The organism is Mesorhizobium loti CJ3sym, assembly GCF_000472785.1.
GTDB classification, from domain to species: domain Bacteria; phylum Pseudomonadota; class Alphaproteobacteria; order Rhizobiales; family Rhizobiaceae; genus Mesorhizobium; species Mesorhizobium loti_E.
The window spans coordinates 1-13,707 of sequence record NZ_AXAL01000037.1; the positions used below are offsets into that span (position 1 = coordinate 1).

Consider the following 13,707-nt stretch of genomic DNA (forward strand, 5'->3'; position numbering starts at 1 on the left):
CGCGCCCTGATCAAGACCGCCGAGGGCGTCAAATTCGACGCCAAGCTGCTGCGCGCCGTCGAGGAGCGCAACAACGACCAGAAATCTGTCCTGTTCGACAAGGTGAACCGCTATTTCAAGGGCAGTCTCAANGGCAAGACCTTTGCGCTCTGGGGTCTGGCCTTCAAGCCCAACACCGACGACATGCGCGAAGCACCGGCGCGTGTGCTGATGGAAGCGCTCTGGGAGGCCGGCGCGACCGTGCAGGCCTATGACCCCGAGGCAATGCAGGAATGCCAGGCCATCTATGGCCTGCGCGACGATCTGCTTCTGTGCGGCACCAAGGAAGCGGCATTGCGCGGCGCCGATGCGCTGCTCATCGCCACCGAATGGAAGAGTTTTCGCGCGCCGTCCTTCGATGCGCTGAAGGATGCGCTGACCACGGCGGTCATCTTCGACGGTCGCAACCTCTACGACCCCAAGGTCGTGGCACGCCACGGCATCGAATACCACTCGATCGGCAGGTTGGCCTCATGAGACAGGTGTAGAGAACAGGTAGAATCTGACAGGCGCACCCGGCGGAAAGGGGCCAACTGTCGCATTACTAAATAGCTGCTACATGGGAAAGTCGCATAAGTTTAATTATGGAACTCACTATTATATAACGATATCAAATGGTTAGATTCTCAGAATATCCGTTATGTTAAATCAACTGCTTCGACCGGCCTCTCCCTAGTCGAGGAAGCCTTGTGGAAGCGCAGCGATTGCCTGCTGCAACCTTCACGCATCCAGCATCAACCCTCTGGCGCCGCATTTCCCCGCGACGGCAACAGCACCAAGTCGGCCGCTTCCTCTGCGTCTTTGAGCAGAATCTTGCGCGGCGACCGGTGCAGCCGCATCGGTGAGCCGACGCAATCCCCACCATGTGGGATATGTCGTCGGCCGGATACTCGCAGATCAGCATAGCGGAACCGGGCCGTATCGCCTTCCTGTCGGGCCAGATCGCAGCGGCGCCGGGCAGTGAGGACGCGCCTAAGGACCTCGCTGGCCAAGCAAAGCTTGCAGTAGCCAGTCTTGCGGCCGTCCACGAAGAACTGGAGGCGTCCGCGCAGGACATTGTCATGATGCGCGTCTGTGTCGTCGATGCAACCAGTGAAGCGTTCGAGCTGGTCATGGCGCCTGAAATCCTGGTCGAGATTGAAATGGCGGTTCGGCTCCCCTGACGAGGGAAGGAGCGGCTCGCCCATCGACCTTCGATGGGTGTGTCGCAACCAGAGGCGCGGATGTCTGGCAGGTCGCGAGAGAGCGATCCAATATGTCAGTGCCGCAGCGAGCCGCATAGCGGAGAATTTCGCACCCAATTGTGAAAGGTCGAGGGTCCGGAACTGCCCGGCTCGATCGGCCGCACGACGAGGCCGAATTCGAACGGACGTCAATCTACCACGCCCTCCCCGCACCGTCGTCTCTTGCAACTGAAGGCAAGAGCAGGGCTGAGCCTGTCCAGATCAGCGTCTACCTGTCTGCCAGGCGTGCGGCTGAAATGTCGTCTCGAGCGGCGGTTGGGTGATGTTGGCCGTGTAGTTGGTGATCGTAGATGCCGCAAGAACGGCGACCACCTCCAGCAAACGGCTCTCGTCATACCCCGCATCGAGGAATTCGCGCTTCTCCACCGAGCCAAGACCACCGCGCTTCTCGATAAGCGTACGCGTCAGTTTTGACAGCGCCGCATGCTTGGCATCCTCAGGCAGAGCACCATCCCTGATGCTGGTCACAGTTTCGGCATCGATCCCCTCGGCAATCGCCAGGTAGGAGTGAAATGCCACAGCCCACTCGGCATTGTTGGTGACGGCATTCGTCAAAAGCAGGATTTGAATCTCCGCTTCATTGAAGTTCCCGCCATGGACCCGAGCGAAGAGGTCGGTCAAGCTGCCGATAAGCACAGGCGACGTGGCCATCGCCCCGGCGATATTTGGAATGAAGCCGAATGCCGAATTCAAGGCCTCCAGTGACGGCTTGGAGGCTTCGGGCGCTGTTTCAATGGAGTGCATGGGAAAGTTGGTCATGTGTCTGTCCTTGATGTTGTGGATGACGCTAAGGGTCGCGCCGTAAATGGGAGGCTTGAGAGGACCGCTTAATCGGCCCGCGCCGCCTCTTCGATCACTTCGGCGACTTTTGCCGGATGCGAGAGCATGACGACATGCGATGCACCCGGGACAACCATGACATCGCGCGCGTGCGCACGCTTCGCCATGAAATCGTGCAGAGCCGGGGGGAGGCTTTTGTCGGCCGCGCCGTAAACGAAGTAGGAGGGCAGGATTTTCCAGGCGGCCTCGCCTGAAGCTTCCTTCAGCGCGGCCTCGGTGACCGGTCTTTGGGTGACAGCCATCAGGGCCACCTGCTTTTTCGGCAGGTCGGCCGCAAAGGGTCCGGCAAATTTTGCCGGATCGACGCTCAGCTGATGACCACCATCGGCAAGCGTAACGGGCTTTGCCAAAGCCGCCCCAAGTTCGCTACCTGGAAACTTGCCGATCAGAGCGAAGGCGCTCTCGCCCTTGTCGGGCGCGAATGCCGCGACATAGACCAGCGCCTTGACACTCTTGCTGGTGAGGGCGGCGTTTGTAATGACCGCCCCGCCATAGGAATGGCCGACCAGCACCACAGGCCCGTCGATGTTTTCGATCACGCTGGCGACGGCAGCGGCATCGCCAGAGACACTGCGAAGCGGGTCCGCTACGGCCACGACCGTGTAGCCATCCCGAGAGAGAATTGGGATCACCGCGTCCCAGGAGGAGCTGTCTGCCATCGCGCCGTGAACCAGAACAATGGTGGGCTTGGTCGACGCGGCTTCGGTGGCCATGGGGGCGAGCAGAAGCGCAGCGACCGCCGTCATCGCCAGCTGCCAGCTGAGGAAGGTATGTTTCGTTTCGGACGTCATGAATCTCTCCTTTGGTAGGCCCGGGTGCCTTGCATGGGTTGGATATAAGCCATGAGGATTGAGAGGTAACGCTTGTAGTTGGCATGACATTCGTGCCAATTTTGCACGAATGGACATCGACGATCTCAAAACCTTCTGCCGTGTCGCTCAGCTCGGCAGCATTGCAGCTGCGGCGCGGGCCGAGGCCAGTGAGGCATCGACGGTGTCTCGCAGGATCGCTGCCCTGGAAGCACAGCTTGGGATGCGGCTGTTCCAGCGAACGACCCGGAAGCTATCGGTGACGGAGGCCGGCGCGATTTTCTTATCTCGAATCCTGCCGATAGTGGACGAGGTTGCGGCGGCCCGCGAAGCAGCCGTTGCGGCGGTTGAACAGCCGGGCGGCCTGTTGCGGGTCACAGCCTCCAACGCCTACGGTGAAGCGGTTGTCGCGCCGCTTCTGGCTGGGTTCTGCGCGCGGTACCCGAGAATTGAGATCGATCTGCTGCTCTCGGATGCTCTGGTGGACCTCGTTGCCCAGCAGGTCGACGTGGCCTTGCGGCTCGGGCCGCGTCCCACGGGCGAGCTCGTCGTGTCCAAGTTAAAGACGATCGAGCGTCGTTTGGTGGCGTCGAAGGAATACCTGTCCTCGGCGCCTCCGGTCGATCGGCCTGAAGACGTTGATGCGCATGTCTGTTTGCCGACCACGAATTCACCTCAAACGCCGCTGTGGCTCTTCAGGCGAGATCTCGAAAACATCGAATTGGTCGTGCCAGCGAAGATCCGGACCAGCAACACGCTGGCGCTTCGGCAGTTGGCACGCGACGGCGTCGGGATCTCGCTTCTGCCGGAATGGTCGGTGGATGAGGACATCAAAAGCGGAAAGCTCGTCCAGCTTCTCGCCAGTTGGAAGGTCAGCGTTGGTGCGCAGGAGAGTGCCGTCTGGGTCGCCTATCCGTCGCGCGCCTACCTCCCTTTGAAGACGCGGAAGTTTATTGATTTCTTTAGAGAGCAGGTAGCGTCTGAGCGTTCGGACTCTTGACCCCTTCAGCAAACACCAGATTCACGGACGCAAGAGAGGCCAGTCACTGCAGCTCACAAAAAACGCACCGTCGATGACGATGCGTCGCGGCTTCTACCCTCTCAGAATCTAGCGCCCCCACCCTGCTATGGAAAGCACCCTTGCCCCTGCGGCTAGCGGTCGGTTGCCACTGTCGCGCGCGTCAGTAGTTCAATGGCAGAACAGCCGGCTTCTACCCGGAGAACGCGGGTTCGACCCCTCTGGCGCTCCATGACAAGCGCGCGACATCACAGCCGATGATCACCATGTTTGTCATGCGTTGCGAACCTTCTTCAACACCAGCTACGTGTCTGTAGTTCTACTTGGCGCTTTCCGCCCGACCTACCCCGATCTCTGGCTTGCGTGTTGCGATGAGTCGTGCTTTGTTTTTCAGCAATAAACGTGGATTTCCAAGATGGTTGCTGAACACATTGAATTTCAAAGACTTAACGGAGACCAAGGCCGCGAATTCATCAACACGCAGCAGCGATTCCAGACGTATCTCGACGCCCGGAGGCGAGATTCTGGCTACCGAGGCTCGATGATTTTCGCCGCGCGACATGGTGTGGAGTACCTGCTCCGCGATTACTACGATCCCAAATCAGGGGTCAAACGGCAACGATCTCTAGGACGCCGGGACGAGCACACGGAAAAGGTGTTCGCAGAGTTCACGCGCGGAAAGGAAGAGGCTGCCCGTCAACTGAAGGTAGCCACGGAAACCCTCCGGAGACAGGCGGCGGTCAACCGTGCACTGGTAATGGGGCGCGTGCCAGAGATCGGGGCCAAGATCATTAGGGCCGTCGATGGAGCCGATCTTCTGGGAAAGGGACTGAAAGTCGTAGGCACCAATGCGCTCTTCGCCTATGAGGCTTCTGCCGGCGTCCGTTTCCCATCTGACATCACGACGACGGAAGACATCGACCTCCTATTCGATGCCCGTGCGCACATGCGCCTTGCTGCAGAGGAGGATGTCGCGGAGCGAACGCTTTTGGGCCTCCTCAAAAAGGCTGACCGATCATTCCGCAGAACGGACAGAACCTTTCAGGCGGTCAGTGACGAGGGATATCTTGTTGATCTGATCAAGCCGATGCGCGATCCACCGTGGAAGGTCGAGGCTAGTTCGGTTTCAGGCGAGCCTTCGGATCTCGAAGCCGTCCAGATCATAGGTCTCGCGTGGCATGAAAACGCGCCTCAGTTCGAGGCAATGGCGATCGACGCAAGAGGGTTTCCCGTGCGAATCGTCGCGCCCGATCCCCGTGCCTATGTGGTCCATAAGCACTGGCTGTCCGAACGCCCTGACAGGAATACCTTGAAGCGGGACCGCGATGCCGCTCAGGCCCGTTGGGTGGCGGCTCTTGTCGCCACCCACATGCCCAATCTTCCCTTCGATCCCGAAGTCCTCAAGAGCTTTCCCAAGAGCGTCGTGGAAAGGGCCAGACCGCTCTTCGAGGTGCCCGGCTCAGCGGAGGCTTCGTTTGCCATGTAGTCTTTTCAGCAATCATCACGAATTTTCGCATATATTGCTGAAAGGTAGCTGAACCAATTATTTATCCAGTACTGACACCTCTCCGCCCAAGATCGACCGACGTTCAGCCTTGTCTGGATCATACCCTGGCGCCGACGGCAGGCCCGCGGACTATCACAGTCCTTTTCAGTGATAGAGCTTCCGGTTCCAGGGCCTCGACAGTGCAAGCATCGCCCTGGCGAACACATACTCGCCTCGAAATATTCGCTTCGATAGGCCTCGATCGAGTCGTTGAAGGCTTCCGGCATGAAGCCGGCTGACCTCGACCGCTTGAGCCGGCGCTCGCGGAGCCGGTATCAAGGATCGCCCTTCCATATGTTGTGATGGTGGTGGCAAGGTGCGACTAGACTCCTTTCCCCTCAACGAAGCTGTCATCGGCGCACTGAAGACAAGTTCGATATCCACTTTTCTCTTCTACCGTCAGCGATTGACCGCCAAGACGAGCGGCAGGCCGAACAGAGACGCCCAGGCTTGCGCGCTCGCCTTTTGGATCGCGACAATGCTAACGCCCGACGTCCACCAGCCATTTCCTGCCGCGACGATGACATCCGGTCGATGGAGCATGGATTGAAGCACCGGCCAGACGATGAGCTGCTCATAACAGATCAGCGGCGCAATCTTCACGCCCTCGACATCGACGACCGGATTGGCAAAGACATGCGCTCTCGCCCCGCCTCGCTGCCCGACCCAGGCGAGCCACGGCTGCCACATCGAGACAGGTACCGGCATGCGCTCACGATAGAGGATTTCGCTTCCCTTTGCCGAGATCCGCATCATGACGTTGTCATAGCCATACTGGTCGACCACGGCGGCCCCGGCGATGACAGTCACGCCGCTCCCAGTCAGTTCTCGTGCCCAGAGTCGTTCGACGGTCGACGTCCAGAGACCAGCAGCGCTTTCCGGTAGAACGGCAATGCGCGCGCCGCGCATGGCCTCTGTCTTCGCCAGAGCAGTAGTCCGGAGCTGCTGGGTATAACCGGCATACTGGCCGGCCGAACCTCGAAATCGCGTGTCGACACCAACCCAGCCTTCTGGCAGATTTGGCGGTGTCCAGCTTGCGGCGGACCAGGTCCAAAGACCTCCCAGGAGCGCGGCCGCGATCGACCATCGCCTCATCGTCATGACGAGCATCAGGATCGCGGCCGCGGTCACCCCGAACCAACCCCATCCTGGAAACAGAATTCCGGAGGCCGTGATCGGGTGCGCCCACCCGACGATACCGAATGGCGGAACACTCATCACAACCGCAACGATCGCGTAGCGCAACGCCCGTTCCCAACCCGCGCTTGACGTCCAGAGAGCCACATGGATAGTGACAAAGGCGAGCGACGCGGCCAACCAAAACGCGATCCCGAGCGCGAACTGCGAGCCATAGAAGTTCACGACGCCCTGCGGCAGGCCGCGCGACGCAGCCAGGAAGTACCCTGCCGACACGCAGACGGCGACCATGCGTGAGGGCGAAAAGGCCCACAACGCAGGAAAGGCCATGGCCCCTGGAAGAGTGAGCGGATTTCCGCTCCAGCCGATCGCGCCGACGGCGATAGAACCGGCGATGAATGCGATCGAACGTGCCGCGTCACGGCCCGAACGTGAAAACGGGCCTCGCAAAGCCGAGAATGCCGGCGGCCGAAATCGGTCCAAAATAGCGCGAGTCATAGGAACCTGAATATCTGGAGTGAAGGAAGACATGGCTTGGTGGCACCACGCCACCGGCGAAGGCCGTAAGCGCCCTGCCCTGGGAGTCGGCTGCCTGCACTTCAGATTGGTCGAGACGGCGGCCGTCGATATTCACACGGCTATCGATCGTTACACGTTGTCTCGCGAGTGCAGCGACCCTCTTGATCAAAGGACCCGTCCCGCCTGGACAGAGACCGCGTGGGATATACCCGCGTTCGAGCGCAACGCTGAATGCGGGTGTGATGGGCGGACAGATGAAGATGATGTCGCCCACCGCCACCTCGCGATGCAAGGTCTCGATCCGCCAAAGACCGAGCGGATAGCTCCGTGTCATGTTCAGTCGGTATCCGCCCCAAGCGCCGCACGCAGCTATCGACAAAACCAGCGCGGCCCCTGCGCCAACAATATTCAAAGCATTTCGACGTTGATTCCGCATCATCACCGTCCAGGCACAAGGGTATGTCGCTGAATGAGATCTGTGGTTTCTGTATGCTTCAGCGCCTGCACGGTCCGCTCGTGCGCGGCGAGCTGCTGCGCCGCGCGCAACACTGGCCAGGCTTCCGCAAGGTTCAGCTTCTGGGTAGCGGGCATGCTCGCCGCCAGCGCTTTATAAGCCGGGCCATCGATCTTGTGTGCATCCAGTCCGATCAACGCACGCTCGCCAAAACGCTGGCACAGCGCGGCATTCAGCCGATCGATCTCGGCCTTGACCGTACGGTCGGCGAGGACGAAGCCGAGCGCGGCCGAGAGATCGTTGCGGTCGATCGCATCGCGCACGCGCTCCATGACGACGGTTGCCGACGGAGATAATGCCGGTATGTCGATCGACGCGCGCTGCCGTTTCTCCGCTTCCTTCGCCTGGAGCCGGGCTGATGCCTCAGACCGAACGCGGATGTAGCGCTCGATCTCGACCTTGAGATCGGCGCCCCCTTCGATCGCCAGCTGCCGTTCGTGCTTTTCGGCTTTCGAGGCGAACAGACCGACTTTGCCGCGCAGTTGGCCAAAGATTTCCGGGTTGGTTGCCAGCTGATCGAGCACGGCGCGAGAGCGATCAGACGTGTCCACGACCATGTCGATCTTCATGGCGTTTGCGGCCGCATGTGGGTACTGGTAGATTTGAGCAAAGCGGTCCGACACCAAACGCCATTGCTGCTTCGCTGAAGGTTCGGACAAGGCATTCTCCTTCACAATGTCGGTGATCGACCGCACCCATTGCGTCACACCGCGCAGCAGTGGGTCGGCTACTTCGATGGACGCGTTGGCGGTGGAGATAGGCTTCAACGACGACCGTGCAGTCCTCGAAACCTGAGCCTGTTTTGCCGATCGCAGACCGCTGATCGAGGCAGTTGCGGCAAGCTTCCAGCCGAGCCTTGCGACCTTCTCCTTGGCGCGCGCGATGAATCGTAGCTGGTCGTCAAGCAACGCTCTCACGACCCGGAAGGCATGAAGGCCACGGGTCGTCGCATAGCGGAGCGCCTCGAGATACGCCCGCGAGCCCGCGTAGTCGAGTGTCGTTTCCTTTGCCGTCCGTCGTGACAGCAGTGGAATCAGGCCGCCCGCCTTTTCGAAGGAACGACGCCCGTAGTAGAGCGCGACATCCTCGCGATGGCGCGTCATGGCAACATAGGAAAGATGCTTATCGAGCGAGAGCGAGGCGAGCACTTTCACCCGATCGACGGTCGTGCCTTGCGACTTGTGGATCGTCGTCGCATAGCCATGATCGACATCCCGGTAGAAAGCCTGCGTGATCTCGACCCGGCGTGTGTTGCCGGCAATTTCGACAACGATGCGACCCGGCTTCGACTCGGCGACACGGCCGATCATGCCATTCTTCACTCCGAGAGAATTCTCATTGCGCAGAAAAACAATCTGGTCGCCAGCGGCGAAGTTTCTCGGCCCCTGTTCCGTCTGGAATCCAAACCCCTCGCCAATCGCGCCGCGCTCAACGAGTGCGGCGCGCGCTTGCTCATTCAACATCCTCACGTCGCGGCGAAGATGGGCCAGAATGATCGACGATTCTTGCGGATCGTGATCGCGGATCCAGTCGGCGATCAGCGCCTGGATCGCTTCCGCCTTGGTCTGGCTGCCGAGGACTTTGCCACGAGCTTGATACGCGCCGATCGCATCAGCCGTCCTGCCGCGCGCGAAATCCACGCTTGCCCTACGCATCCAGTTTTGTTTTTGGCGGCGGACGTTTTCGAGCACGACATAGCCGACGCGGTCATGAATCGCGCGAAATGCGGCGCCTGCCTCTATCGGCTGAAGCTGCTCGCCATCGCCGACCAGGACGAGCTTGGCGCCGGCACGGGCGACCACGTCGACGAACAGCGCCATTTGTCTCGACGCAACCATGCCGGCTTCGTCCATGACGAAAACAGCCTTCGCGTCGAGAAGGTCGGTGCCCCTGCCCCAGCGAAGCTCCCATGACGCCAGTGTGCGCGCCGCGATCGCCGCCTCCTTCTCCAGGCCTTCGGCCGCCTTGCCGGCGAGCGCGCCACCGACGACACGAAAACCTTCGCGTTCCCAAGCTTCACGCGCCGCTTTCAGCGCGGTGGTTTTTCCCGCGCCTGCCAGGCCAACGATCGCTGCTATACGGGACGCACCAGTCACATATTCGACCACCGCGCGTTGCTCGTCATGCAGATAGGAGTGTTTCTGGAACGTGGCCGTAAGCGCGTCGTGCGAGATGGCAAAAGTCTCCCGCCCAGACAGATGCAGCGCCTGCCGCGCCATGTCCGCTTCGATGCGGATCATTTTTCTGGTTGCAAACTTTTCCGGAATTCGCTCGCCGGTCTCGAAGTCCAACGTGTCGCCTTGCAGACGCACCAATCCAGGGCTCGCCATGAGCCGCGCCATAACATTCGAGAACGTGCGGGGATCATCGACATAGCGATGCACCAGCTTTGCCAGGTCACGCTCGGCAAAGACGCTGCGCTCACGCGCGATCATCTCGAGAATGATCTCCGGTCGGCGGTCGATACGCCTGGCCGATTCCTGTCGTTGCTCCTCAAAGAGACGGAGCCGTTCGAGCGCCACCTCGCGCTCTCGGGATTCAGCCTCACGCGCAATGTGCGTCGCGCCAACGCCAATCTTGGCGGTCGGCACGAGGTCTATGCCCTGCTCCTCGAACGAGCGATGATCGACGCGAATGTCGAGCCCTTGTTTGGAGAGATGCCGGTTTTGTAGAGCCGCCCAGGCTTCGCGCCATTCGTTCAGCATCTTCTCGTCGCCGGCCCATAGCCGATAGAAGATCTTACCATGAGGATGCAGCTTCGATTTTATACGCAGCGGCTTACCATCGCTGCCGAGCACCGCGATCCGTTTCGGTCCGAACCCGTTCTCGGTGAGCGGTCTCAGCGTGGTCATCAGATGGATATGCGGATTGCCGGGACTATCGTGATAGGCCCAGTCCGCCACCATGCCCCGCGGAAGGATCTGTTCCGCCACGAACGCGCGCGCCAATTCGATGTTCTTCTCACGTGAAAACTCGACGGGAAGCGCCAGATCCATCTCGCGCATGAACTGCGCATCGGATCGCTTCTCGAAAGCCTCGACGGAATTCCACAGAGCAGCGGAAGCCCCTACTGCGTCACGACCGTCGACAAGGACGCGCAGCCATGCCGGCGTTTCTTCCGGCAACGCGAACTCGGAATGGGTAAGACCCTTCTTGTTCGAATAGTCGGCGATCCGTGCCTCGGCCTCGATCTCCATACGCGCGCAATGCCGGTACGCTGCCGACGCCACTGCGCTACGGCCTTCTCCCCGTCCGATGATCTGCGCATGCAAGTGGTAGATCGCCATCCGGCTCTCCGGCTCCCGCCGGGAGCACCAACGTCGCGCAAGCGACGTATAAGTGCGCCCTTCAATTCTCTCTTCGTTCGGCGGGATACTGCGTCAGTGCTTGCCACACGACATCTTCGGAAATCCACAGGTGCTGGTGCCCCGCATTACCACCATCATCGGGCTTCTGAAAACGAGCGTCATGAGAAAGCGCAAACACCATGAGAAAATCATCGTCGAAGATCCGCGGGGAGATCGAGCGCCTGCACGATCAACTGAAGGCTGCCGAGGCCAAGGAAGCCGAGCGGATCGGACGCATCGCGGTCAAGGCCGGTCTGGGGGATCTCGACATTGACGAGGCGAGGCTCGGCGAGCTTTTCGCCGAGCTTGCAGGACGATTTCAAGCAGGAAGCGAGAAGCGTCGGCCGGCCGCGCCGAAGTCGGCTCGGCCTGCTGAAAGCGATGCTTAAGCGGGTGATGAACGTGAAGCGCCGACAGTCATTGGAGGAGCGCAAGCGCGACACTCGCGAGAAAATTCAGCTAGGCGGTCTGGTCGTAAAGGCCGGCCTTCGCATGGCCGACCGCGCCGTGATCCTGGGCGCTCTCGTCGAGCTGGCGCGACGCACTGACAACCAGACGGAATGGGCGCGCCTGCGCACAATCGGAAAGGCTGCTTTCGACCATGACATGGAAGAGACTCGGGCTCGTGATCGCGCCGGCAGCACTTATGCTCGCAACATTGTGGAGTCTGATCGGGAGTGAGGGCTGGCTAGCTGGCCTCGCAACATCACACGCGGCCCATCTGCTTCTTGGCAAGCTTGGACTGGCGTTTCCGTATACGGCGTCTGGCGTCGTTGGGCTGATCTTTCTGTTTGCCGCGGCTGGCTCGCGATCGATCAGGTCGGTTGGCTTCGGCGCGTTTCTCGGCGCGATAGTCGTGGTCGGGATCGCCGCCATGAACGAAGCCGCCCGGCTCCGTTCATTCGCGGATCGGGTCGCTAAGGGAACCCTGCTATCCTATGCCGACCCATTCATGATCAGCGGCGCGACCATCACGCTGTTCGTCGGTATCTTCGCTCTCCGTGTTGCATTGCATGGCAACAGGGCCTTCGCGTCCCGATCGCCAAAACGCATCGTCGGTAAGCGCGCCATCCATGGGGACGCTGATTGGATGCCGTTGGGCCAAGCCGCAAAACTGTTTGCGAAAGAGGGTGGCATCGTCGTTGGCGAGCGTTACCGCGTCGATCGCGACACAGTTGCCGCCTCTCGGTTCAAGGTGAGCGATCCGCAAAGCTGGGGAAGCGGAGGGCGCGCGCCCCTGCTCTGCTTTGACGGCGACTTCGGATCGGGCCACGCGATTGTCTTCGCCGGGTCTGGCGGCTTCAAAACGACGTCGTCAACCATACCGACTGCACTTCAATGGAAGGGTGGGCTCGTCGTCCTTGACCCCTCAAATGAGGTCGCACCGATGGTCGCTGCGCATCGCAGATCGCACAACCGCCAAGTCCATGTGATCGATCCGGCGCGCGACGGCACGGGCTTCAACGCGCTCGACTGGTTAGGGAAATTCGGAGGCACGAAGGAGGAGGATGTCAGCGCTGTGGCATCCTGGATCATGACCGACAATCCGCGCCTCGATGCCGGGCGAAACGACTTCTTTCGCGGGTCGGCGCAGCAGTTGGTAACGGCCCTGATCGCGGACGTCTGCCTCTCCGGGCATACGCCATATGGTAACCAGACGCTGCGCCAGGTCCGCACCAATCTTGCCGAACCGGAGCCAAAATTGCGAACCCGGCTGCAGGAAATCTACGACTCATCGCAAAGCGCATTCGTCCGCGAGAATGTGGCACCGTTCATCAACATGACGCCGGAGACATTTTCCGGAATCTACGGCGCCGCGTCGAAGGAAACGCACTGGCTGTCCTACGAGAATTACGCCGCGCTTGTCTCAGGCAGAAGTTTTGCGACCGACGAGGTCGCGGCGGGTAAAGCCGACATCTTCATCAACCTCGATCTGAAGACGCTGGAAAACCATCCAGGCCTTGCTCGCGTCATCATCGGCTCGCTGATGAATGCCCTCTACAATCGCAATGGGGATTTCGAAGACCGCACCCTCTTCCTGCTGGACGAGGTGGCACGCCTCGGCTTCATGCGCATTCTCGAAACCGCCCGCGACGCCGGCCGCAAATACGGCATCAGTCTCCTGCTGCTGTTCCAGTCGCTCGGCCAGATGCGCGAAGCCTATGGCGGCCGCGACGCCTCCTCAAAATGGTTCGAGTCCGCCTCGTGGATATCATTCGCAGCGATCAATGATCCCGAAACAGCCGAATACATCTCGAAGCGTTGCGGTGACACGACGGTCGAGGTCGGACAGACAAGCACGTCATCGCGGATGAACGGAACGTCGAGAACCCGCTCGAAGCAACTCGCCCGACGCCCACTGATCCTTCCACACGAAGTCCTGCAAATGCGCAGCGACGAACAGATCGTCTTCACCGCCGGCAATCGGCCCCTGCGTTGTGGCCGCGCGATCTATTTCCGGCGCAAGGAGATGGTCGCAATCGCTGGCGCGAACAGGTTCGGCCCGAAGAAGAAATGACATGACCAAGCCGGCCATGACCTTCCGTCCTTGAGGTGGCTCCCGGGCTTCTCTTCGGCGCAGTTTGGATGGCGCGTTCAGCCCTCCGCATCGCCGCCGGCAAACGCCAGCGGCGGCCCTTCGGGCAGACGCTTCGACAGCGATCCATCACCGGAATGAATCGATTGGGGTCGCAG

Annotated in this window: 12 protein-coding genes and 1 tRNA gene; 8 read left to right on the plus strand and 5 right to left on the minus strand. The window is 60.5% G+C overall.

Features of this window, described 5'->3' with window-relative positions:
* Together A3A9_RS0132915 and A3A9_RS40065 are read left to right on the plus strand one after the other, a co-directional pair.
* On the plus strand, positions 1 to 516 hold a 516-nt coding region (locus A3A9_RS0132915), incomplete at its 5' end, for a UDP binding domain-containing protein (protein ID WP_027062399.1).
* Between the two features lie 386 nt (positions 517 to 902).
* On the plus strand, positions 903 to 1,202 hold the full coding sequence (locus A3A9_RS40065) for a RidA family protein (protein ID WP_051371373.1): 300 nt from the start codon (positions 903 to 905) through the stop codon (positions 1,200 to 1,202).
* 282 nt (positions 1,203 to 1,484) lie between these two features.
* Here A3A9_RS40065 and A3A9_RS0132930 read toward each other — a convergent pair whose 3' ends face one another.
* Both A3A9_RS0132930 and A3A9_RS0132935 read right to left on the minus strand, forming a co-directional pair.
* Positions 1,485 to 2,042, minus strand: a complete 558-nt coding sequence (locus tag A3A9_RS0132930; RefSeq protein WP_027062400.1) for a carboxymuconolactone decarboxylase family protein — start codon at positions 2,040 to 2,042, stop codon at positions 1,485 to 1,487.
* A gap of 68 nt (positions 2,043 to 2,110) precedes the next feature.
* A complete protein-coding gene (locus A3A9_RS0132935) occupies positions 2,111 to 2,914 on the minus strand; it encodes an alpha/beta fold hydrolase (RefSeq protein ID WP_430515906.1) in 804 nt (267 codons plus the stop codon).
* A 109-nt stretch (positions 2,915 to 3,023) separates the two neighbouring features.
* Here A3A9_RS0132935 and A3A9_RS0132940 point away from each other — a divergent pair, with 109 nt between their 5' ends.
* The 3 genes from A3A9_RS0132940 to A3A9_RS0132950 all read left to right on the plus strand — a co-directional run bounded on the left by A3A9_RS0132940 (position 3,024) and on the right by A3A9_RS0132950 (position 5,436).
* Positions 3,024 to 3,932, plus strand: coding sequence for a LysR family transcriptional regulator (locus tag A3A9_RS0132940; RefSeq protein ID WP_027062402.1), 909 nt, complete (start codon positions 3,024 to 3,026; stop codon positions 3,930 to 3,932).
* A 178-nt stretch (positions 3,933 to 4,110) separates the two neighbouring features.
* Positions 4,111 to 4,182, plus strand: a tRNA-Arg gene (locus A3A9_RS0132945).
* 183 nt (positions 4,183 to 4,365) lie between these two features.
* Positions 4,366 to 5,436: a GSU2403 family nucleotidyltransferase fold protein gene (locus A3A9_RS0132950; RefSeq protein WP_063827814.1), complete on the plus strand. Its 1,071-nt coding sequence runs from the start codon at positions 4,366 to 4,368 to the stop codon at positions 5,434 to 5,436.
* Between the two features lie 459 nt (positions 5,437 to 5,895).
* Here A3A9_RS0132950 and A3A9_RS0132955 read toward each other — a convergent pair whose 3' ends face one another.
* The 3 genes from A3A9_RS0132955 to traA are packed head-to-tail and all read right to left on the minus strand — an operon-like array spanning position 5,896 to position 10,953.
* On the minus strand, positions 5,896 to 7,164 hold the full coding sequence (locus A3A9_RS0132955; RefSeq protein ID WP_245279183.1) for a conjugal transfer protein TraB: 1,269 nt from the start codon (positions 7,162 to 7,164) through the stop codon (positions 5,896 to 5,898).
* Positions 7,052 to 7,591: a conjugative transfer signal peptidase TraF gene (gene traF, locus A3A9_RS0132960; protein ID WP_343286143.1), complete on the minus strand. Its 540-nt coding sequence runs from the start codon at positions 7,589 to 7,591 to the stop codon at positions 7,052 to 7,054. The genes A3A9_RS0132955 and traF overlap by 113 nt, the downstream gene beginning before the upstream one ends.
* Positions 7,591 to 10,953 (minus strand): Ti-type conjugative transfer relaxase TraA, encoded by a 3,363-nt coding sequence (gene traA, locus A3A9_RS0132965; RefSeq protein WP_027062406.1) that lies wholly within the window; start codon positions 10,951 to 10,953, stop codon positions 7,591 to 7,593. Before traA ends, traF begins: the two co-directional genes overlap by 1 nt.
* Positions 10,954 to 11,153: 200 nt before the next feature.
* Here traA and A3A9_RS0132970 point away from each other — a divergent pair, with 200 nt between their 5' ends.
* Genes A3A9_RS0132970 through traG form a run of 3 tightly spaced genes read left to right on the plus strand, consistent with a single transcriptional unit; the run spans position 11,154 to position 13,531 of the window.
* On the plus strand, positions 11,154 to 11,402 hold the full coding sequence (locus tag A3A9_RS0132970; RefSeq protein ID WP_027062407.1) for a TraC family protein: 249 nt from the start codon (positions 11,154 to 11,156) through the stop codon (positions 11,400 to 11,402).
* On the plus strand, positions 11,320 to 11,694 hold the full coding sequence (locus A3A9_RS40070; protein WP_430515904.1) for a conjugal transfer protein TraD: 375 nt from the start codon (positions 11,320 to 11,322) through the stop codon (positions 11,692 to 11,694). The genes A3A9_RS0132970 and A3A9_RS40070 overlap by 83 nt, the downstream gene beginning before the upstream one ends.
* Positions 11,615 to 13,531 carry a Ti-type conjugative transfer system protein TraG gene (traG, locus tag A3A9_RS0132980; RefSeq protein ID WP_027062408.1) on the plus strand — a complete coding sequence of 639 codons (1,917 nt, stop codon included), beginning with the start codon at positions 11,615 to 11,617 and terminating at the stop codon, positions 13,529 to 13,531. Before A3A9_RS40070 ends, traG begins: the two co-directional genes overlap by 80 nt.
* Positions 13,532 to 13,707: the final 176 nt, after the last annotated feature.